We start from the raw sequence: 21,535 nt of genomic DNA, 5'->3' as shown, positions 1-21,535 counted from the left end.
AGGCTGGATATTCATCCAGCCTTTTTTATGTTATAAGCTTTACCAGCACGGCATGGCAGTCGGTCATGCTCAAGAATTCTGCAGGAGGGTAAATGATAGGTCGTCTCAGAGGATATATTCTGGAAAAACAGCCGCCGCTGGTGTTACTGGAGGCAAACGGCGTGGGCTATGAAGTGCATATGCCCATGACCTGCTTTTATGAGCTGCCGGACCTGGGGCAAGAAGCTATCGTATTTACCCAATTTGTGGTGCGCGAAGACGCGCAGCTATTGTACGGCTTCAACGATAAACAAGAGCGCGCACTGTTCCGCGAGTTGATTAAAGTGAACGGCGTGGGCCCAAAACTGGCGCTGGCTATCCTGTCCGGGATGTCCGCACAGCAGTTTGTCAGCGCGGTAGAACGTGAAGAGATCACCACATTGGTGAAATTGCCGGGAGTGGGCAAGAAAACCGCCGAGCGGCTGGTGGTCGAAATGAAAGACCGCTTCAAAGGGCTTAATGGCGATCTGTTCAATAACAGCAGCGAAATCACGCTGCCCGCTTCGGCGACGCAGGCGGCCGAGCTGGACGCGGAAGCAGAAGCCGCTTCTGCACTGGTGGCATTGGGCTATAAACCGCAGGAAGCCAGCCGCATGGTCAGCAAAATCGCCAAGCCGGGCGCCGATTGCGAAACCCTGATCCGCGACGCGCTGCGCGCCGCACTGTAAGGTTGATAAGGGATAGAGAATGATTGAAGCCGATCGCCTGATTTCTGCTGAGCCGATCAACGAAGAAGAAATTCTTGATCGCGCCATTCGGCCAAAACTGCTGACGGAATATGTCGGCCAGCCGCACGTGCGTGAGCAGATGGAAATCTTTATTCAGGCGGCCAAGCAGCGTGGCGACGCGCTGGACCATTTGCTGATCTTCGGCCCGCCAGGGCTGGGTAAAACCACGCTGGCGAACATCGTCGCCAATGAGATGGGCGTTAACCTGCGCACTACCTCCGGCCCGGTGTTGGAGAAGGCGGGCGATTTGGCGGCTATGCTGACCAACCTCGAACCGCACGACGTCTTGTTTATCGATGAGATCCATCGTCTGTCGCCGGTGGTCGAAGAAGTATTGTATCCGGCAATGGAAGATTACCAACTGGATATCATGATCGGCGAAGGCCCGGCTGCGCGTTCGATCAAACTCGATCTGCCGCCCTTTACGCTGGTGGGCGCTACCACCCGTGCCGGTTCTTTGACCTCGCCGCTGCGCGATCGCTTCGGCATTGTGCAGCGCCTGGAGTTCTATCAGGTTGCCGATTTGCAGCATATCGTTTCACGCAGCGCCAACTGCCTGGGGCTGGATCTCTCGGAAGAGGGCGCTCACCAGGTGGCTCGTCGGGCACGCGGAACGCCGCGTATCGCCAACCGCTTGCTGCGCAGGGTGCGCGACTTTGCCGAGGTCCGGGCCAACGGCGTGATCAATGGCGAAGTTGCGATGCAGGCGCTGGACATGCTGAACGTTGATGCCGAAGGTTTCGACTACATGGATCGCAAGCTGTTGCTGGCGATAATCGACAAGTTCGCCGGCGGGCCGGTGGGCCTAGATAACCTGGCGGCGGCGATTGGCGAGGAGCGCGAAACCATCGAAGACGTTATTGAACCCTTCCTGATCCAGCAGGGTTTTATCCAGCGAACGCCGCGTGGACGAATGGCGACCAATCATGCCTATAAACACTTTGGCATTGCGCGCGAAGAGTAAGCATTAAAACATTAAAAAGGGCCGCGGATGCGGCCCTTGTTACGTCTGTCGGCAGCCCGGTATCAGGCCTGCTGCTTCCTGAATAAACTCAGCACAAACAGCACCGCAGCGCTCAGCACTACCGAGGGGCCTGCCGGGGTATCGTAAAATGCCGAGAAGGCCAGCCCGCCAGTGACGGCCAGCATGCCTACCAGTACCGCATAACCGGCCATCTGCTCAGGCGTGCGGGCGAATCGACGTGCCGTGGCCGCCGGTATAATCAGCAAAGAAGTGATGATCAGTGCGCCGACGAACTTCATCGCCAGACCAATGGTCAGAGCGGTGACCAGCATCAGCACGGTGCGCGCCCGCACCAGATTAACGCCGTCTACGTGCGCCAGCTCAGGACTGATGGTCATCGACAGCAGGTTGCGCCACTGCCACCACAGAATCAGCAGCACGATGCTGACGCCGATGCCAATCATCCAGATATCGCTAAAGGTGACAGACAACAGATCGCCAAACAGATAGGCCATCAGATCGACCCGCACATTGGACATTAACGCCACAACCACCAGACCCAGCGACAACGCGCTGTGCGCCATAATGCCGAGCAGGGTATCAACGGAAAGCTGCGGCCGACGCTCCAGCCATACCAGCACCAGAGCCAGAGCCAGCGTTACGGCAATCACCGCATAGAAAGGATTCACATCCAACAGCAGGCCGAAGGCCACACCCAACAGAGAGGCGTGCGCCAAGGTATCGCCAAAGTAGGACATTCGACGCCAGACAACAAATGAGCCTAGCGGACCTGCGGCTCCCGCCAACAGCACCCCGGCCAGCCAGCCGGGTAATAACAGTTCGATCATGCCTCACGGCCCCCGGTTTTTTTCAACACAATGCGTCCTTGCAGGTCGTGACGGTGATTATGATGGTGGCGATAAACCGCCAGCTGTTCCGCTCCCCGGTTACCAAACATGGCGATAAATTCAGGGTGCATCGACACCACTTCCGGTGCGCCGGAACAGCAGATGTGTTGGTTGAGGCACAGCACCTCATCGGTTTTCGCCATTACCAGATGCAGGTCATGGGAAACCATCAATACCGCGCAACCCAGCTCTTTACGCAGTTGATCGATCAGATCGTACAACGCCAGTTGACCATTGACGTCGACCCCCTGCGTCGGTTCATCCAGCACCAGCAACTGAGGTTTATTCAACAGCGCACGTGCCAGCAGCACCCTTTGGTTTTCGCCGCCGGAAAGCTTTTGCATCGGTTGATCGAGCAGATGGGCCGCTTGCACGCGTTTCAGAGCCGGCAGGATATCGGCCTTTTTGACGCCGGGTTTCAAGCGCATAAAACGGCTGACGGTAAGCGGCAGGGTGGCATCGAGGTGCAGTTTTTGCGGCACATAGCCGATACGCAGGCCAGGTTCGCGCTCAAGCGTGCCTTCGGTTGGCGCAATGAGCCCCAACACCACCCGCACCAGCGTAGATTTACCCGCGCCGTTTGGGCCGAGCAGCGTCAGAATACGGCCCGGCTGGAGGCTGAGCGAAATATTCGACAGGACCTTGCGGCTACCAAAGGAGACGGTGATATTTTTTAGCGTTGTCAGTGTAGACATCTCGTGATTACATTTTGCAGAACTAACCGAATGTTATAATATCACGCCTTGCTGATGAAAACGACGGGATTACTGAGAATGGCACAGAAAAATAAATGGCTGCAACGCACGCTGCTGGCCAGCGCATTGATGATGGCCGGGCCGCTGAACAGCGCTTATGCCGCGGTGGTGACTTCCATTCGTCCGCTGGGGTTTATCGCTTCTGCGATAGCCGACGGCGTGACGTCAACCGAGGTGTTGCTGCCGGATGGCGCTTCGCCGCATGATTTTGCTCTGCGGCCTTCCGACATTCAGCGCCTGCGCGCCGCCGATCTGGTGGTGTGGGTAGGGCCGGACATGGAAGCCTTTCTGACCAAATCGCTCACCCCGGTATCGGCCAATCGTCAGTTGGCCATCAGTGAACTGAGCGGGGTGAAGCCCCTGTTGATGAAGGGGGACGACGACGATCATGGAGATGAACATGCCGGGGATGCGCATAACCATGCAGATCATGGCGAAGATGATGGACATCATCACGGCGAATATAATATGCACGTTTGGTTATCCCCGGAAGTGGCAAAAGTGACCGCGATCGCGATTCACGACAGGTTATTGGAACTTATGCCGCAAAATAAGGACAAATTAGACGCAAACCTGCGCCAGTTCGAGAATCTGCTGACGCAAACTGACAAAAATGTTGGTAACATGCTTAGGCCTGTGCGAGGCAAGGGATATTTTGTTTTTCATGATGCTTACGGCTACTTTGAAAAACACTTCGGCTTGAGCCCAATGGGCCATTTTACCGTTAATCCCGAAATACAGCCTGGAGCACAGCGCCTACACCAAATTCGAACACAGTTGGTTGAGCACAAAGCAGTCTGCGTTTTTGCTGAGCCACAATTCAGGCCGGCCGTAATCAATGCCGTTGCCAAGGGTACCAAAGTGCGTTCTGGAACGCTGGACCCGCTGGGCACCGGCATCGCACTGGGGAAAGACAGCTACGGGAACTTCCTGACTCAGCTGTCAAACCAGTACGTGAGCTGCCTGAAGTAAAGATTATGAGGAAAATATCGAGTGCAGCAGATAGTCCGAACTATCGCTCTGGCGTATAACAATCTGCCACGGCCCCATCGCGTCATGCTGGGGTCGCTGACAGTGGTTACACTGGCCGTCGCCGTTTGGCGGCCTTTTGTTTATCACCCAGAACATAACCCCATCGTAAAGAACATCGAATTAGAATCCAGCCAGTTACGGTCCTTACTGCCAGAAGCCAGTGAGCCGATCGACCTTGACCAAGCCACTCCCGATGATGACATCCCACAGGATGAACTGGACCAGAAGGTCGCCGGCGAAGATGGCGTGCATGAATATGTAGTTTCTACCGGCGATACGCTGGGCAGCATTCTGACCCAGTACGGCATAGATATGTCGGACGTCTCTATGCTGGCATCGCAAAATCGCGATCTGCGTAATCTGAAGATCGGTCAGCAACTGTCGTGGACGGTAAACGATGCCGGTGATCTGCAGCGTTTGACCTGGGAAGTCTCCCGGCGTGAAACCCGCACCTACGATCGCGTAGGCAATAGTTTCAAAGAAACCCAGGAAGCCCAGCAGGGTGAATGGCGTAATAACGTGATCAGCGGCCGCCTCAACGGCAGCTTCGTCAGCAGCGCCAGTGCTGCCGGCTTGAGCCGCGCTGAAATCAACGCGGTAATCAAAGCGCTGCAGTGGCAGTTGGATTTCCGCAAACTGCGCAAGGGCGATCAATTCTCGGTATTGATGTCACGCGAACACTTTGACGGCAAGAGCGCGCAAAGCCAGTTGCTGGGTGTGCGCATGCGTTCCGGCGGCAAAGATTACTACGCCATCCGCGCTGAAGACGGCAAATTCTACGATCGTCAGGGCTCCGGCCTGGCGCGCGGTTTTATGCGTTTCCCAACCATGAAGCAGTTCCGCATTTCTTCAAACTTCAATCCGCGCCGGGTGAATCCGGTGACCGGGCGCATTGCGCCGCACAAAGGCGTCGACTTTGCGATGCCGGTTGGCACCCCGGTGCTGGCGGTGGGTGACGGTGAAGTATTGATCGCTAAACGCAGCGGTGCCGCAGGCAACTATGTGGCGATCCGTCATGGCCGTCAGTACACCACACGTTATATGCACCTGAAAAAACTGCTGGTTAAACCAGGGCAAAAGGTCAAACGTGGCGACCGCATCGCGTTATCGGGTAACACCGGCCGTTCTACCGGGCCGCACCTGCATTTCGAAATGTGGACCAACCAACAGGCGGTCAACCCGTTGACGGCGAAACTGCCGCGTTCCGAAGGGTTGAGCGGTAAAGACCGCAGCGATTATCTGGCGCAGGTGAAGGAAGTGGTTCCTCAACTGCAGTTGGACTAATCCTTTTGTTCGGGCGCGCTGCCGCGCCAGTGATTCCATCGGCCTGATTGCGGGCCGATGTTGTTTTATATTGGCGCTTCGTCGTTGTTAATTGCAAAATCAGTCTTTGCAATTATGATTAGCCGAACCGCTAAGTTAAGAGCTTGTGCATGCAAAACGAGAAAAAATCGAACCTGGAGTTCATCCCGCAATTTCAAAAAGCCTTTTACCATCCACGCTACTGGGGCGTTTGGCTGGGAACCGGGCTGATGGCCGGCATTTCACTGATCCCTGCGCGCTTGCGCGATCCGGTGCTAGGTGCAGTTGGCAAACTGGTCGGCAAGGTGGCAAAAAGCGCCCGCCGCCGTGCGCGTATCAACCTGCTGTATTGCCTGCCGGAAGTGTCGGAAAACGAACGCGAGCACATTATTGACGAGATGTTCGCCACCGCGCCGCAATCAATGATTCTGATGGCGGAACTGGCCTGCACCAAACCGGAAAAAGTGCTGAAGCGCGTGCGTTGGCACGGCGAAGAGGTGCTGGATAAAATCCGCGAAGAAGGTCGCAACGTGATTTTCCTGGTGCCGCACGGATGGGCGGTGGATGTCCCCGCAATGCTGATGGCGGCACGTGGTCAGCCGATGGCGGCAATGTTCCACAACCAAAGCAACCCTTTGGTGGATTATCTGTGGAATGCGGTGCGCCGTAAGTTTGGCGGCCGAATGCATGCGCGCAATGACGGCATCAAGCCGTTTATCAGCTCGGTGCGTCAGGGGTATTGGGGCTATTATCTGCCCGATCAGGATCACGGCGCCGAGCATAGCGAGTTCGTCGACTTTTTTGCGACCTACAAAGCGACGCTGCCCGCGGTGGGGCGCCTGATGAAGGTGTGCCGTGCGGCAATAGTGCCTTTGTTCCCGGTGTATGACGGCAAAACCAGCATGCTGGATATCCATATTCGCCCGCCGATGGATGATTTGGCCACGGCCGATGACCCCTATATTGCGCGCCGCATGAATGAAGAAGTGGAGAATTTGGTGGGGCCGAACCCAGAGCAATACACCTGGATCCTCAAACTGCTGAAAACGCGTAAAGAAGGGGAAACAGAGCCCTATTCACGCGACGATTTGTACCGCTAAGCGGCACAGTCGCTTCCGGCCACAAGGGCCAGCCATCGAAAGGTGGCTGGCCCTTTGTTTTTACTGCGCTTATATATGCACCATACAGCCTTGCGCCATCAATGGCTCCAGCACCGCAGGCATTTGGGCGAAGTTGTTCCAGCGCAAATCTAATCGCCGCAGACGAGTCAATGCCGCCATGCTGTCCGGCAGCTCACTCAACCGGTTAGCGCGCAGGTCAAGCGTGGTGAGCGCCGTTAGTTGACCGAAACAGCCTGGCAACTGCCGTAGCTGATTAGCGCGCAGATTGAGGTCGGTCAGGCTGGCTAAGTGGCAGAATGCCGCAGGCAGCCTGCTGATGGCGTTATTTTCCACGTCCAGCACCGCCAGTTCAGACAATTGCGAGATCTCTTCCGGCAGCGTTTCCAGACGATTATTCATCAGGTGCAGTTCCTGCAGCGCGCTCAACTGGCCGATGGCGGCCGGCAACGCGGTAATCTGGTTGTTATACAGCCTCAGTTCCTGCAGGCCGCTCAATTGAACGATAGCAGCCGGCAGTTCGCTCAGTAGGTTATCGGTCACGTTTAGATAGCGCAATTTATGCAAACGGCCCAGCTCTATGGGGAGCGTGCTGAAAGCGTTGTCGCTCAGATAAAGATAGGTCAGTTCGCTGAGTTGGCCGATGCTGGCAGGCACGCGCTCGGCTTTGTTGTGACCGCAATCCAGCATCGCCAGTTTTTGCCATTGGCCGAGCTCTTCCGGCAGTTCACTGAGTTGGTTGCAGGAGATATTCAGTACCTGCAGCGCACGATGCTGAAAGATCTGCGCCGGAAACTGGCGGAGGCGATTGCCGTACAGGCTGATTTTCAGCAATGCGCTGCCCTGCAGGCGGTCATCGTCCAGGCTTTCCAGCCCCTGGCCGTCAAGATCCAATGCAAGCGAACTGCTGTTTTGCTGTGGGTGTTGATGAAGCATCTTGGCTCTCCGTTTGCCTTAGCGGCGACTGGAGACGAGTTTATCAGGCGGAAAGGGCGGTGCGGGAAAAAATGCCGGCCGCGTTAACGGCCGGCGGCAAGCGAGATTATTCTACGCGCAGGATACGGCTGGTGTTGGTGGTGCCAACGGTTTCCATCACGTCGCCCTGTGTCACGATCACCAGGTCGCCGGAAACCAGGAAGCCTTTGTCGCGCAGGCGATTCACGGCGTCATTGGCCGCGATGACGCCGTCGTTGTGGCTGTCGAAGTAAACCGGCGTAACGCCGCGATACAGCGCCGTCAGGTTCAGCGTGTGCTCATGACGTGACATGGCGAAGATCGGCAGTCCGGAGCTGATACGTGACATCATCAGCGCAGTGCGGCCCGATTCTGTCATGGCGATCAGTGCAGTCACGCCTTTCAGGTGGTTGGCGGCGTACATTGAAGACATGGCAATGGCTTCTTCGATGTTGTCGAACTGTACGTCCAAACGGTGTTTGGAGACGTTGATGCTTGGGATTTTTTCAGCGCCCAGACAAACGCGCGCCATCGCCGCCACGGTCTCCGCCGGGTACTGGCCCGCAGCGGTTTCGGCAGACAGCATTACGGCGTCGGTGCCATCCAGCACGGCGTTCGCCACGTCCATGACTTCGGCGCGGGTTGGCATCGGGTTGGTGATCATCGATTCCATCATCTGGGTCGCGGTAATGACGGCGCGGTTCAGCGTGCGGGCGCGACGGATCAGTTTTTTCTGAATGCCGACCAGTTCCGGATCGCCGATTTCAACGCCCAGGTCACCACGGGCGACCATCACTACGTCGGAAGCCAAGATGATGTCGTCCATTGCTTCGTCGCTGCACACGGCTTCGGCGCGTTCAACTTTAGAAACGATCTTGGCGTTGCAACCTGCATCGCGCGCCAGACGGCGTGCGTAGTTCAGGTCTTCGCCGGTACGCGGGAAGGAAACCGCCAGATAGTCGACGCCGATTTTTGCCGCGGTAATGATATCGGCTTTATCTTTCTCGGTCAGGGCTTCTGCGGACAGGCCACCGCCCAGTTTGTTGATGCCTTTGTTGTTGGACAGCGGGCCGCCAACGGTCACTTCGGTAAACACTTTCATGCCCTGAACTTCGAGCACTTTCAACTGTACGCGGCCATCGTCCAGCAGCAATACGTCGCCCGGCACCACGTCGGCAGGCAGGCCTTTATAGTCGATACCGACTTTTTCTTTATCGCCTTCGCCTTTTGCCATGTTGGCATCGAGCAGAAATTTGTCACCGATATTGAGGAAGATTTTGCCTTCCTTAAAGGTGGAAACACGGATTTTCGGCCCTTGCAGGTCGCCCAGAATAGCGACGTGACGCCCCAGTTTGGCAGCGATTTCGCGCACTTTGTCTGCGCGAGCCTGGTGATCTTCCGCGCTGCCATGGGAAAAGTTGAGCCGAACCACGTTAGCGCCGGCAGCAATGATCTTTTCAAGATTATTGTCGCGGTCAGTAGCCGGGCCTAGGGTGGTAACAATTTTGGTTCTTCTGAGCCGTCTGGACATGTATTACTCCGTTGACTGGTGAAGCAAAGTATTGGTGTTGCGATAACGTCGGATAACGAAACCAGGAGTGAAATGTAATTTTACTACACTGATGTTTCACCCGGGTTACCCGCATGAGCGTTTTACAGGTACTGCCTCTAAGACTGCCGTTCAAATTTTTCGGCAGGTTTTTTTACATCGGTTACGAGTCGAAATTATTCGGGATAACTGCGCCCTTATCAAAGCGCGATTCTTTCAATGCTTCCTTGACCCGCTTCAAGTTATCTCTGAATTTAGCCCCTCTGCGCAAGGTAAATCCGGTAGCCAGAACGTCGATGAGCGTTAATTGCGCAATTCGGGACACCATCGGCATATAAACGTCTGTGTCTTCCGGCACATCGAGCAGCAGAGAAAGCGTCGCCGCATGGGCGAGGGGGGTATCGCGTGAGGTGATGGCGATCACCGTGGCGTCGTTTTCGCGCGCCAGTTGCGCCATTTCAACCAGGTTTTTGGTGCGGCCGGTATGGGAAATTAATACCACCACGTCGCCTTCGCTGGAGTTCATGCATCCCATGCGTTGCATGACGATGTCATCGAAGTAGACCACCGGGATATTAAAACGGAAAAATTTGTTCATCGCGTCGTGGGCGACTGCCGCCGACGCGCCTAAACCAAAGAAAGAGATCTTTTTTGCCTGCGTAAGCAGGTCAACCGCACGATTGATTGCGGCAATATCCAAATTTGCCTTTACTGTATCCAGGCAGGCCATCACCGATTCGAATATTTTACCGGTGTAGGAGTCCACACTGTCATCTTCCTCCACGTTACGATTTACGTACGGGGTGCCGTTGGCCAGGCTTTGCGCCAGATGCAGCTTAAAATCGGGGAAGCCCTTGGTATCGAGACGGCGACAAAAACGGTTGACGGTGGGTTCGCTGACGTCCGCCATCTTGGCCAGCGTGGCGATACTGGAGTGAATGGCGGTTTGTGGGGAGGCCAGGATCACCTCGGCGACTTTCCTTTCAGATTTGCTCAGGAGCTCCAGATGGCTCTGGATTTTTTCCAGCGTATTCATATAACGAGAGTCACTCATGGTTTTATACCCGCAGTCTTTCAAGCTGCCACTTGGAATCCATCGGATATGTCGATTTCAATCAAAGGAGAAATCAATGCCGGTTTAATGAAAATATACTACGTGCCGGTAACCGTTGGCAGTCTCGACAGAGGGTATGCAGACTTTTTTCATCAGAACATGACCTGTGTCTAACTTTCATAATGGTAAAAGAGCGTCAAAAAAGACAGAAAATTACAGTTTTTAGTTTCGTCAGCGACGTTTACGCCCGATCGCACTTAACACTGGAGTTTCTGGGGCTTTTTTTCTGCTTTTGATCCGGGTTTACTGGCCGTAGTCAAAGAGAGTACATTAGTAATGTAAGAAAATTACAAATATCCTGCAACGAGGAGATGAACATGGCGGTAACCTCTACAGCCCAGGCGTGTGACCTGGTTATTTTCGGCGCGAAAGGCGATTTGGCGCGTCGTAAGCTGCTGCCTTCCCTGTACCAGTTAGAAAAAGCCGGCCATATCCACCCGGAAACCCGGATTATCGGCGTTGGCCGTGCCGAGTGGGATAAAGAAGCCTATATCAAGGTGGTCAAGGAAGCGCTTGGCACCTTTATGAAAGAAAAACTGGATGACGAACTCTGGGCTACGCTGAGCGCGCGCCTGGATTTCTGCAACCTGGATGTGAACGACAGCAAAAACTTTACCAAACTGGGTAAAATGCTGGACCAGAAGCATCGCACCACCATCAACTACTTCGCCATGCCGCCAAGCACTTTCGGCGCGATCTGCAAAGGGCTGGGCGAGGCAAAACTGAATCACGATCCGGCGCGTGTCGTGATGGAAAAACCGTTGGGCACCGATCTGGCGTCTTCCCGCGTGATCAACGATCAGGTGGCGGAGTACTTCAACGAGTCCCAGGTTTACCGTATTGACCACTACCTAGGTAAAGAGACTGTACTGAACCTGCTGGCGCTGCGTTTTGCCAACTCGTTGTTTGCCTCCAACTGGGACAACCGCACTATCGATTCCGTACAAATCACCGTGGCGGAAGAGGTGGGCATCGAAGGGCGCTGGGGCTACTTTGACCAGGCCGGCCAGATGCGCGACATGATCCAGAACCACCTGCTGCAAATTCTGACAATGATCGCCATGTCGCCGCCGGCGGATCTGACCACCGATCGCATTCGTGACGAGAAAGTGAAGGTATTGCGCTCGCTGCGCCGCATTAATCAGACCAACGTGCGTGAAACCACGGTGCGTGGCCAATACACCGCCGGTTTTGTGCAGGGCAAAAAAGTGCCGGGCTACCTGGAAGAGGAAGGGGCGAACAAAAGCAGCAACACCGAAACCTTCGTTTCTATCCGCGTGGATATCGACAACTGGCAGTGGGCCGGCGTGCCGTTCTACCTGCGTACCGGTAAACGCCTGCCGACCAAATGTTCTGAAGTGGTGGTTTACTTCAAGAACCCGCCGTTGAACCTGTTCAGCGATTCTTACCAGCAACTGCCGCAGAACAAGTTGACCATTCGACTGCAGCCGGATGAAGGTATCGAGATCCAGGTACTGAATAAGGTGCCGGGGTTGGATCACAAGCACCGCCTGCAAACCACCAAGCTGGATCTGAGTTTCTCGGAAACCTTTAACCAGGAGCACGTGGCAGACGCCTACGAGCGTTTGTTGCTGGAGACCATGCGCGGCATTCAGGCGCTGTTCGTGCGCCGTGACGAGGTGGAAGAGGCCTGGAAATGGGTAGACTCCATCATGGACGCATGGAAAGCGGACAACGAAGCGCCGAAGCCTTACCAGTCCGGCACCTGGGGCCCGGTAGCCTCGGTCGCGATGATCACCCGCGATGGCCGTTCCTGGAACGAGTTCGAGTAACGACGCCGCCGGCAGCTTATCTGCCGGCATTTTTTTGCCCGCAGAACGCGGGATAGCAACCTCACTTAGGGTACGGCCGGACGTCCGCATACACTTGCGGAGCCCTGTGGCAGGGGCGTGCCATTTATAAACCGTAAGTAGTGGAGACGTAATAATGAAAAACTGGAAAACCAGCGCAGAACAGATCCTGACGGCGGGCCCGGTGGTTCCGGTCATTGTGATCAATAAACTGGAACATGCGGTGCCGCTGGCCAAGGCGCTGGTCGCCGGTGGCGTTCGCGTGCTGGAGGTGACGTTACGTACCGCCTGCGCCATGGAGGCGATCCGCGCCATTGCCAAAGAGGTGCCGGAGGCGATTATCGGCGCAGGTACGGTAATTAATCCCCAACAGTTGCAAGAGGTGACCGAGGCCGGTGCGCAATTCGCTATCAGCCCAGGTCTGACCGAGGCGTTGTTGAAAGCCGCTACCGCAGGGACTATTCCGTTAATTCCGGGCATCAGCACCGTTTCAGAGCTGATGCTGGGCATGGATTACGGCCTGCGCGAGTTCAAGTTCTTCCCGGCAGAAGCCAACGGCGGCGTAAAAGCGTTGCAGGCTATCGGCGGCCCATTCCCGCAGGTGCGTTTTTGTCCGACCGGTGGCATCACGCCGAATAACTACCGAGATTACCTGGCGCTGAAAAGCGTGCTGTGCATCGGTGGATCCTGGCTGGTGCCGGCCGACGCGTTGGAGAGCGGCGACTACGAACGCATCAGCGAACTGGCGCGCAGCGCCGTCAAGGGCGCAGCGTTGTAACCCGCGCCGCGCCTGGGATTGGCGATTATTTGCCCACCTTTGAAATCGTCAAGGTTCAACGGCCCGTTGAACCTTTTTTTATTTTTAAAATGCTTAACTTTCTTATTTTTAACCCGTTTTTTTCTGCTTTTTGTGAAAACGGCAGTTTGCTTTCTTATTTTGGCTATGGTACAAATATCGCAGTTGAAAATTTTACTTTTATGAGGATATTGGGCAAATCGCACGGTGTGCGGCTGAGAATAGAGAATAATTATGATGAAACTTAACGGAACTACCCTCAGAACCTCTACTTGCCAGCTTTTCCTTTCTGCCATCCTTGCCAGTGAGCATCACTGGTGCAGCGAGCTATAGCGTCTTTCTCCCTTAACCGGTGCTGGTGACAGGCTCAGTCCTTCGTCATTCCGCGTAGCCGGGCAAACATTTTTATTACGTTTGGGTCAATTTATCCCCAGGGATCTCTGCGTCGCCAGCGCTTTATTGCGCCTGTCCGACGAGATAAATCGGGATAAATACGCCTTAGCGTGCGTTATTCGCCGTTTGGGAGAAAAATTATGATTTATTGGATCTTTTTAGGTTTGGCTATCGTGGCCGAAATTATCGGTACCCTGTCGATGAAATACGCCAGTATCAGCGGCGGCATGACCGGGCATATCGTGATGTATGTGATGATCACCGCTTCTTACGTAATGCTGTCGCTGGCGATAAAACGCGTCGCCCTTGGCGTGGCCTATGCGCTGTGGGAAGGTATCGGTATCCTGTTTATTACTCTGTTCAGCGTGTTGTGGTTTGATGAGCCGATCTCTGCGTTGAAAGTGCTGGGGCTGGTGACGCTGATTGCCGGCATCATGCTGGTGAAATCCGGCACCCGCAAGGCACGAAAACAGGTCAGCCCACGAGGTAACAACCATGCAACAGCTTGAGTTGTACCACATCGGGTTTCTGGCACTGGCGATAGTCCTGGAAATTGTCGCCAACATCTTTCTGAAAATGTCGGACGGCTTCCGTAAAGTATGGATGGGTCTGTTGTCTCTGCTGTCGGTGCTGGGTGCGTTCAGTGCGCTGGCGCAAGCGGTGAAGGGGATTGATCTGTCGGTGGCCTATGCGCTCTGGGGCGGTTTCGGTATTGCCGCGACCATCGCCGCCGGTTGGATCCTGTTCGGTCAGCGCCTGAATGCCAAGGGCTGGATCGGCCTGGTGCTGCTGCTGGTCGGTATGGTGATCATCAAACTGGCTTAATCAGCGCGCAGAATGACAACATAAAAACCGCAGGGGTCACTCCCTGCGGTTTTTTGTTTACAGCGCGGCGATAATCTTGATTTCAACCTTGTACTTCGGGTTCATCAATTTGGCCTGCACGGTACAGCGTACAGGTGCGCTGCCGGCAACCACCCAGGCATCCCAAGCGGCGTTCATCGCGGCGAAATCTGCGGCGTCTGCCAGGAAAATAGTGGCGTCCAATATCCGGCTCTTGTCGGAACCAACGCGGGCCAGCAGCACGTCAATGGCTGCCAGGGTATTTGCCGTCTGTGCGGTGGCGTCGTCATCCAGATTTTCCGGTACGCTGGTGTAATAGACGGTGTCGTTGTGGATCACAGCTTCGGACCAGCGTTGGTCGGGATCAATGCGTTCGATGTTCATTCAGTTATCTCCATATCATCATCACCTTAAGGGTAACACAGCCGTCGGCAGAAATACGTGACGATAAATCCGTCGTCTTTCAAGCTGCAGTGCGGCTTGCAAGCCATAGGGTAAAAGTCTGTGGTAGCCGTGCGGCAGGATTGGCATAATCACCGCTGAATTACACTGGCAGAGAGATAGCGTGACGGACGATTTCGCAACAGACGGCGCACTGGCGCAGGCAATCAAGGGTTTCAAACCGCGTGAAGCTCAGCGGCAGATGGCGGAAGCGGTCACCGAGGCCATTAATTTCAAACAGGAGCTGGTGGTCGAAGCGGGCACCGGTACCGGTAAAACCTTCGCCTATTTGGTGCCGGCGCTGCGTGCCGATCGCAAAGTGATTATTTCCACCGGTTCAAAAGCCCTGCAGGACCAGCTTTATGCGCGCGATCTGCCTACCGTCGCCAAAGCGCTCAAGTACAAAGGCAAGATGGCGCTGTTGAAAGGGCGTTCCAACTACCTGTGTCTGGAGCGTCTGGAGCAACAATCGATGGCCGGCGGTGAGCTGGCCGGACAGACGCTGATCGATCTGGTCCATTTGCGCAAATGGTCATCATTGACCAAAGAGGGCGACATCAGCAGTTGCAGCGACGTGGCGGAAGACAGCTTTATCTGGCCGCTGGTGACCAGCACCAACGACAACTGCCTGGGCAGCGACTGCCCGTTGTATAAAGATTGCTTTGTGGTCAAGGCTCGCCGTCGTGCCATGGATGCCGACGTTATCGTGGTGAACCATCATCTGTTTCTGGCGGATATGGTGGTGAAAGAGGGCGGATTTGCCGAGTTAATCCCCGAGGCTGACGTGATGATTTTCGACGAAGCCCATCAGATCCCCGACATCGCCAGCCAGTATTTCGGCAAGCAACTGACCAGCCGCCAACTGCTGGATCTCGCTAAAGACATTACTATTGCCTACCGCACCGAAGTGCGCGACGCCGCACAGTTGCAAAAAAGCGCCGATCGCCTCAGCCAGAGTACCCAGGATTTCCGTTTGATGTTGGGGGAGCCGGGGTTTCGCGGCAACCTGCGCGACGTGCTTGGCCAACCGAACGTGCAGCGCGCCTTGCTGCTGCTCGATGATGCATTGGAGCTGTGCTACGACGTGGTTAAACTGTCTCTTGGACGCTCGGCCTTGCTGGACGCCGCCTTCGAGCGCGCCACGCTGTATCGCGCACGCCTCAAACGATTGAAAGAGGTCAACGAGCCGGGTTTCAGCTACTGGTATGAATGCAATTCACGCCATTTCGTGTTGGCACTGACGCCGCTGACGGTGGCGGATCGTTTTCGTGAGCTGCTGGATGAGAAACCGGGCAGCTGGATTTTTACCTCGGCAACGCTGTCGGTCAACGAGCAGATGGGGCATTTTACCGAGCGGTTGGGCCTGACCAAAGCCAAAACCTTGTTGTTGGCCAGCCCGTTCGACTACGCCAACCAGGCCTTGCTGTGCGTACCGCGTTTTCTGCCTTCGCCGAATCAACCCGGCGGTGCCCGCCAGTTGGCGCGCATGCTGCGGCCGTTGATTGAAGCCAACAACGGCCGCTGTTTCTTCCTTTGCACTTCGCACCAGATGATGCGTGAACTGGCGGAGGAGTTCCGTGCCACCATGACGCTGCCGGTACTGTTGCAAGGGGAAACCAGTAAAGGCCAACTGTTGGCGCAGTTTGTCGAGGCCGGCAACGCGTTGTTGGTGGCGACCAGCAGTTTCTGGGAAGGGGTTGACGTGCGCGGTGACGCTTTGTCATGCGTGATCATCGACAAACTGCCGTTTACCTCGCCCGACGATCCGCTGTTGAAGGCGCGAATTGAAGATTGCCGGCTGCGCGGCGGCGATCCGTTCAACGACGTGCAATTGCCGGATGCGGTCATTACCCTGAAGCAGGGGGTCGGACGCCTGATCCGCGATACTGACGATCGCGGTGTGCTGGTGATCTGCGATAACCGTCTGGTGATGCGGCCTTATGGCGAGGTGTTCCTCAATAGCCTGCCGCCGACGCCGCGCACCCGGGATATCGCTCAGGCGATTGCCTTCCTGCAGGCTGAGCGCTAGCGGATAGGCGCAGCCACGGGGGTGTGCTACAATGCGCGCCCTGTTTTTTCCCGCCAGAGGTTGGTATGTCCACGCGAATTTTAGCGATCGATACGGCGACGGAAGCCTGTTCCGTCGCCATCTGGAATCAAGGCGAAATCCACGCCCTGTTTGAGCTGTGCCCACGTGAGCATACGCAACGCATTTTACCGATGGTGCAGCAAGTGCTGGCGGAATCCGGTTTAACCCTTAATCAACTCGATGCGCTGGCTTTCGGCCGCGGGCCCGGCAGCTTTACCGGCGTACGTATCGGTATCGGCATTGCGCAAGGGCTGGCGTTGGGGGCCGAGTTGCCAATGCTGGGCATCTCTACGCTGCAAACCATGGCGCAGGGCGCTTGGCGCGTTACCGGTGCAGACCGGGTGTTGGCGGCGATTGATGCGCGGATGGGGGAAGTCTACTGGGGGCAGTTTGAGCGCCGGCAAGACGGCAGTTGGCTGGAAAGCGAAGGTGAAGCGGTGCTTTCGCCACAGCAAGCGCTGGAACGCGCGCAAGGCCTGCAAGGCAACTGGGCGCATGTGGGCACCGGCTGGCAAACCTATCCGGATCTGATTGCAGGCTCTTCCCTGTGCCTGCGCGACGGGCAAATGCTTCTGCCGCAAGCGCAAGACATGTTGCCGCTGGCGCTGCATGCCTGGCAACAAGGGCTGTCGGTGGCGGTAGAAAATGCCGAGCCGACTTACCTGCGCAACGAAGTCACCTGGAAAAAGCTGCCTGGGCGCGAATAGCGGCAGCCCATTGTGCTGTGGTTGAATCCGGGCTATGAATGAACTGCAACTTGCTCAGCGATTTGATGTCAAAGTTACAGCCATTTCAGGAGATTGCGACGATGTTAACCCGCACTGTAAGTAAAAAAATGTCGCTGCTGGCCATGGCCGGCGGCGCGCTGGCGTTGTCAGGCTGCGTAACCGTGCCGGATGCGATCAAAGGCAGTACGGCGACGCCGGTGCAGCAGTTGTCTTCGGTGCAAAATGCGCCGAACCTGTTTGCAGGCGCTGAAGCCCGCTTTGGCGGCACCGTAGTGAACGTCGCTAACGAACAGGGGCGCACGGTGCTCGAGATCGCGGCGGTGCCGCTCGATTCTGGCGCCCGGCCGATTCTGGGCGAGCCATCGCGGGGCCGTTTGCTCGCTACGGTCAACGGTTTCCTGGAGCCGGTCGATTTTAAGGGGCAGTTGGTTACCGTTGTCGGGCCAATCACCGGCGTGAAAGAAGGCAAAATCGGCATGACGCCGTACAAGTTTGTAACGATGAACGCTACCGGTTACAAGCGCTGGCACTTAACCCAGCAGGTGATGATGCCACCGGCGCCGATGGGGCCATGGGGCTGGCGCAGCGGCACCTGGGGCCCGGGGTGGGGCGTAGGGTATGGCTGGTACAATCCTGGTCCTACGCAGATCCAAACCATCGTTACCGAGTAGGGTTGTGCTTGAAGTTAACTAATTTTACCAGGGCGGCTCCGGCCGCCTTTTCCTTTTGGCACAGGGAAATACCGCCAATTAGTGATGTACATCGCAACCTGAATAATGTTTAAAACCCAAACTGGTCTGCTGAGTTAAAATATTGTTATGATTTAGCTGCGTGTTAGGGGCTGCGATGATAATGAGCAATGATTTCAGGAGTAATACCTTGGATAAGGTCTGGTTAAAACGTTACCCGGCAGATGTTCCGGCAGAGATCGACGCCGATCATTATTCATCTTTGGTCGAAATGTTTGAAAATGCGGTTCAGCGCTATGCCGATCAACCCGCTTTCATCAACATGGGCGAGATGATGACCTTCCGTAAGCTGGAGGAACGCAGCCGGGCCTTTGCCGCTTACCTGCAAAATGAGTTGGGCTTGAAGAAGGGGGATCGCGTTGCCCTGATGATGCCAAACCTGTTGCAGTATCCGATCGCGCTGTTCGGCATTTTGCGCGCCGGCATGGTGGTGGTAAACGTTAACCCCCTGTATACGCCGCGCGAGCTGGAGCACCAACTGAATGACAGTGGCGCCGGCGCTATCGTGATCGTCTCCAACTTTGCCCATACGTTGGAAAAAGTGGTGTTCAATACTCAGGTAAAACATGTGATTCTGACGCGCATGGGTGACCAGCTCTCCACCGCCAAAGGCACGTTGGTCAACTTTGTGGTGAAGTACATTAAGCGACTGGTGCCGAAATACCATCTGCCGGCCGCAATTTCTTTCCGTAGCGCCTTGCAACGCGGGCGCCGCCTGCAGTATGTCAAACCCGATATCATCAATTCCGATCTGGCGTTTCTGCAATATACCGGCGGTACCACCGGTGTGGCGAAGGGCGCAATGCTGACGCACCGTAACATGCAGGCCAATTTGGCGCAGTGCAACGCTGCCTACGGGCCGCTGTTCCGCGATGGTCAGGAACTGATAGTCACCGCGCTGCCGCTCTACCATATTTTTGCGCTGACGGTGAATTGCCTGCTGTTTCTCGAGCTGGGCGGTCGCAATTTGCTGATCACTAACCCGCGCGATATTCCGGGGCTGGTGAAAGAGCTGGCCAAATACCCATTCACTGCCATCAGCGGCGTCAATACGCTGTTTAATGCGTTGCTCAATAATGAAGATTTCCACAAGCTGGATTTTTCGACTTTGCGTTTCTCGGTCGGGGGCGGGATGTCGGTGCAGAAGGCCGTGGCGGACAAATGGGAGAAGGTCACCGGCAGGCATTTGCTTGAGGGTTATGGCCTGACGGAATGCGCGCCGCTGGTTACCTGTAACCCGCACGATCTGACGCACTACAGCGGCAGCATCGGTCTGCCCGTCTCGTCCACCGATATTCGGTTGGTGGATGATGATGGCCATGATGTGCCGGTGGGTGAGCCGGGCGAACTGTGGGTCAAAGGACCGCAAGTTATGTTAGGCTACTGGCAGCGGCCGGACGCCACTGATGAAGTGTTAAAAGAGGGCTGGCTCGCAACCGGCGATATCGTTACAGTTGACGAGTCGGGCTTTGTACGCGTGGTCGATCGCAAGAAAGATATGATTCTGGTTTCCGGTTTTAACGTTTACCCGAATGAGATCGAAGACGTGGTCAGCCAGCATCCGAAGGTGCTGGAGTCTGCTGCGATTGGTGTGCCGAATGACGTGTCCGGTGAAACGGTCAAGATTTGCGTGGTGAAGAAAGACGCCTCTCTGACTAAAGAAGAGCTGTTGACCCATTGCCGCCGGTACCTGACCGGGTATAAAGTGCCTAAAATTGTTGAGTTCCGCGACGAGTTGCCGAAATCTAACGTCGGTAAAATTTTGCGGCGAGAACTGCGTGATGAGCAGAAAAAAACGCGGGCGGCCGATGCCGCCTAGGTTATCATCCACGCCTTACAGATCAACGACGCCGGTGAATGCCGGCGTTGTTGTGTTTGAATCATGAAAGCGACCAAGAGAATGACGTTTTGAACTATCAGTTGATCACTACCGATGCCGGATTGCAGCAGGTCTGCGAGCAGGCAAGAAACCATGCCCAGATTGCGTTGGACACCGAATTTGTCAGAACGCGCACCTACTATCCGCAGTTAGGCCTGATTCAGTTATACGACGGTGAACAACTCTCCCTGATCGATCCCTTGCCGATCAAGCAATGGCAGCCGTTTATCGATCTGCTGAGCGATACCCAGATTGTGAAATTCCTGCACGCCGGCAGCGAAGACCTTGAAGTATTCCTGAATGCGTTCAAAACGCTGCCGACCCCGATGGTCGACACTCAGATCCTGGCAGCCTTTACCGGTCGACCGCTGTCTTGTGGTTTTGCGACTCTGGTGACGGAGTATATGCAGGTAGATCTGGATAAAAGTGAATCCCGTACGGATTGGCTGGCGCGTCCGCTGACGGAAAAACAGTGCGTATACGCCGCAGCCGACGTGTTCTACCTGCTGCCGATGGCCCAGCAACTGGTGCAGGAAACCGAAGACGCCGGTTGGACTGCCGCCGCCGCCAATGAGTGCCTGCTGCTCTGTCAGCGCCGCAGCGAGTCGCTGGCGCCGGAATTGGCCTACCGTGAAATCACCAACGCCTGGCAACTGCGCCCGCGCCAACTGGGCTGTTTGCAGAAACTGGCGGAATGGCGACTGCGTCAGGCACGCGAACGTGATTTGGCGGTAAACTTTGTGGTACGCGAGGAAAATCTCTGGCAGGTGGCGCGCTATATGCCAACTTCGTTGGGAGAGTTGGATTCGCTCGGCCTGAGCGGCCCGGAAATTCGTTATCACGGCAAGACGTTGTTGGCGTTGGTGGCCGAGGCCGGCGAGCTGGATGAAGCTGCACTGCCCGAGCCGTTGTCCAACCTGATCGACCAGCCAGGCTATAAGAAAGTGTTCAAGGATATCAAAGCGGCGATCGTTATCGTCAGTGAACAAAGCGGGTTGAGCAGTGAATTGCTGGCATCGCGGCGGCAGATTAACCAACTGCTGAATTGGCATTGGAAATTGAAAAGCGGTGATAGCCTGCCGGAATTAGTCAGCGGTTGGCGCGGTGATTTATTAGCGACGCCACTTCAGGACATTCTGAAAAATTATTAATCGATTGGTAGAAAAGCAGAGGGCAGGGTAAGGAAACTCTGTTCTGGTTATTTATTAGGAATAGCCGAAGAAAATACTTTTATCGCCATCCTTTACTTTAAACAGCTGCGGCGCAAGATTAATTGAGATTAATCTCAAAGGGAGAAAACGGTTAATGGGTGATTTTTATCTCAATAACTGGATGTGCATACA

Annotated in this window: 20 protein-coding genes; 14 read left to right on the top strand and 6 right to left on the bottom strand. The window is 55.4% G+C overall.

Annotated features, from left to right (window positions below):
- The first annotated feature begins 92 nt into the window (after positions 1–92).
- Positions 93–707, top strand: a complete 615-nt coding sequence (ruvA, locus tag ACUTQW_RS07200) for a Holliday junction branch migration protein RuvA (protein ID WP_004945526.1) — start codon at positions 93–95, stop codon at positions 705–707.
- A 19-nt stretch (positions 708–726) separates the two neighbouring features.
- Positions 727–1,731 carry a Holliday junction branch migration DNA helicase RuvB gene (gene ruvB / locus ACUTQW_RS07195; RefSeq protein ID WP_004945523.1) on the top strand — a complete coding sequence of 335 codons (1,005 nt, stop codon included), beginning with the start codon at positions 727–729 and terminating at the stop codon, positions 1,729–1,731.
- Positions 1,732–1,793: 62 nt separating this feature from the next.
- Here ruvB and znuB read toward each other — a convergent pair whose 3' ends face one another.
- On the bottom strand, positions 1,794–2,579 hold the full coding sequence (znuB, locus tag ACUTQW_RS07190; protein WP_004945521.1) for a zinc ABC transporter permease subunit ZnuB: 786 nt from the start codon (positions 2,577–2,579) through the stop codon (positions 1,794–1,796).
- The gene (znuC, locus tag ACUTQW_RS07185) at positions 2,576–3,334 is read right to left on the bottom strand and encodes a zinc ABC transporter ATP-binding protein ZnuC (protein WP_006325880.1); all 759 of its coding nucleotides are present in this window, start codon (positions 3,332–3,334) and stop codon (positions 2,576–2,578) included. Before znuC ends, znuB begins: the two co-directional genes overlap by 4 nt.
- Positions 3,335–3,412: 78 nt before the next feature.
- Between znuC and znuA the strand changes: the two genes are divergently transcribed.
- The 3 genes from znuA (at position 3,413) to lpxM (ending at position 6,828) form a co-directional block, all read left to right on the top strand.
- A complete protein-coding gene (gene znuA / locus ACUTQW_RS07180; protein ID WP_020439181.1) occupies positions 3,413–4,366 on the top strand; it encodes a zinc ABC transporter substrate-binding protein ZnuA in 954 nt (317 codons plus the stop codon).
- Positions 4,367–4,387: 21 nt separating this feature from the next.
- Complete coding sequence (mepM, locus tag ACUTQW_RS07175) at positions 4,388–5,710, top strand: murein DD-endopeptidase MepM (protein ID WP_006325873.1); 1,323 nt, start codon at positions 4,388–4,390, stop codon at positions 5,708–5,710.
- 149 nt (positions 5,711–5,859) lie between these two features.
- Positions 5,860–6,828 carry a lauroyl-Kdo(2)-lipid IV(A) myristoyltransferase gene (gene lpxM / locus ACUTQW_RS07170; protein ID WP_006325872.1) on the top strand — a complete coding sequence of 323 codons (969 nt, stop codon included), beginning with the start codon at positions 5,860–5,862 and terminating at the stop codon, positions 6,826–6,828.
- Between the two features lie 69 nt (positions 6,829–6,897).
- Here the strand turns inward: lpxM and ACUTQW_RS07165 are convergent, their stop codons facing one another.
- From ACUTQW_RS07165 to ACUTQW_RS07155, 3 genes are all read right to left on the bottom strand, one after another.
- Entirely contained in the window at positions 6,898–7,782 is an 885-nt protein-coding gene (locus ACUTQW_RS07165; RefSeq protein ID WP_198640305.1) for a leucine-rich repeat domain-containing protein, read from the bottom strand.
- 106 nt (positions 7,783–7,888) lie between these two features.
- Positions 7,889–9,331 carry a pyruvate kinase gene (pyk, locus tag ACUTQW_RS07160; protein ID WP_004945505.1) on the bottom strand — a complete coding sequence of 481 codons (1,443 nt, stop codon included), beginning with the start codon at positions 9,329–9,331 and terminating at the stop codon, positions 7,889–7,891.
- A gap of 181 nt (positions 9,332–9,512) precedes the next feature.
- Positions 9,513–10,385, bottom strand: coding sequence for a MurR/RpiR family transcriptional regulator (locus tag ACUTQW_RS07155; protein WP_006325867.1), 873 nt, complete (start codon positions 10,383–10,385; stop codon positions 9,513–9,515).
- Positions 10,386–10,780: 395 nt separating this feature from the next.
- On the opposite strand from ACUTQW_RS07155, the gene zwf reads away from it, so the two are divergent.
- The 4 genes from zwf to mdtI all read left to right on the top strand — a co-directional run bounded on the left by zwf (position 10,781) and on the right by mdtI (position 14,288).
- Complete coding sequence (zwf, locus tag ACUTQW_RS07150) at positions 10,781–12,256, top strand: glucose-6-phosphate dehydrogenase (RefSeq protein WP_004945501.1); 1,476 nt, start codon at positions 10,781–10,783, stop codon at positions 12,254–12,256.
- 154 nt (positions 12,257–12,410) lie between these two features.
- A complete protein-coding gene (locus tag ACUTQW_RS07145; RefSeq protein ID WP_037433018.1) occupies positions 12,411–13,052 on the top strand; it encodes a bifunctional 4-hydroxy-2-oxoglutarate aldolase/2-dehydro-3-deoxy-phosphogluconate aldolase in 642 nt (213 codons plus the stop codon).
- A 551-nt stretch (positions 13,053–13,603) separates the two neighbouring features.
- On the top strand, positions 13,604–13,972 hold the full coding sequence (gene mdtJ, locus ACUTQW_RS07140) for a multidrug/spermidine efflux SMR transporter subunit MdtJ (protein ID WP_064798877.1): 369 nt from the start codon (positions 13,604–13,606) through the stop codon (positions 13,970–13,972).
- A complete protein-coding gene (mdtI, locus tag ACUTQW_RS07135) occupies positions 13,959–14,288 on the top strand; it encodes a multidrug/spermidine efflux SMR transporter subunit MdtI (protein WP_064798876.1) in 330 nt (109 codons plus the stop codon). Before mdtJ ends, mdtI begins: the two co-directional genes overlap by 14 nt.
- 57 nt (positions 14,289–14,345) lie before the next feature.
- On the opposite strand, the gene ACUTQW_RS07130 is transcribed toward mdtI, so the two are convergent.
- On the bottom strand, positions 14,346–14,690 hold the full coding sequence (locus tag ACUTQW_RS07130; RefSeq protein ID WP_004945489.1) for a RidA family protein: 345 nt from the start codon (positions 14,688–14,690) through the stop codon (positions 14,346–14,348).
- Between the two features lie 181 nt (positions 14,691–14,871).
- Between ACUTQW_RS07130 and ACUTQW_RS07125 the strand changes: the two genes are divergently transcribed.
- The 5 genes from ACUTQW_RS07125 to rnd all read left to right on the top strand — a co-directional run bounded on the left by ACUTQW_RS07125 (position 14,872) and on the right by rnd (position 21,343).
- Positions 14,872–16,776, top strand: coding sequence for an ATP-dependent DNA helicase (locus ACUTQW_RS07125; protein ID WP_004945486.1), 1,905 nt, complete (start codon positions 14,872–14,874; stop codon positions 16,774–16,776).
- A gap of 65 nt (positions 16,777–16,841) precedes the next feature.
- The gene (gene tsaB, locus ACUTQW_RS07120; protein ID WP_004945483.1) at positions 16,842–17,543 is read left to right on the top strand and encodes a tRNA (adenosine(37)-N6)-threonylcarbamoyltransferase complex dimerization subunit type 1 TsaB; all 702 of its coding nucleotides are present in this window, start codon (positions 16,842–16,844) and stop codon (positions 17,541–17,543) included.
- 101 nt (positions 17,544–17,644) lie between these two features.
- Complete coding sequence (locus tag ACUTQW_RS07115; RefSeq protein ID WP_004945481.1) at positions 17,645–18,235, top strand: Slp family lipoprotein; 591 nt, start codon at positions 17,645–17,647, stop codon at positions 18,233–18,235.
- Positions 18,236–18,443: 208 nt separating this feature from the next.
- Complete coding sequence (gene fadD / locus ACUTQW_RS07110) at positions 18,444–20,132, top strand: long-chain-fatty-acid--CoA ligase FadD (protein WP_006325859.1); 1,689 nt, start codon at positions 18,444–18,446, stop codon at positions 20,130–20,132.
- A gap of 89 nt (positions 20,133–20,221) precedes the next feature.
- The gene (gene rnd / locus ACUTQW_RS07105; protein ID WP_004945475.1) at positions 20,222–21,343 is read left to right on the top strand and encodes a ribonuclease D; all 1,122 of its coding nucleotides are present in this window, start codon (positions 20,222–20,224) and stop codon (positions 21,341–21,343) included.
- The last annotated feature ends 192 nt before the right edge of the window (positions 21,344–21,535 follow it).

The sequence above is a fragment of the Serratia sp. TSA_7 genome, assembly GCF_052692135.1.
This window is presented reverse-complemented; position numbering and strand designations above follow the sequence as displayed.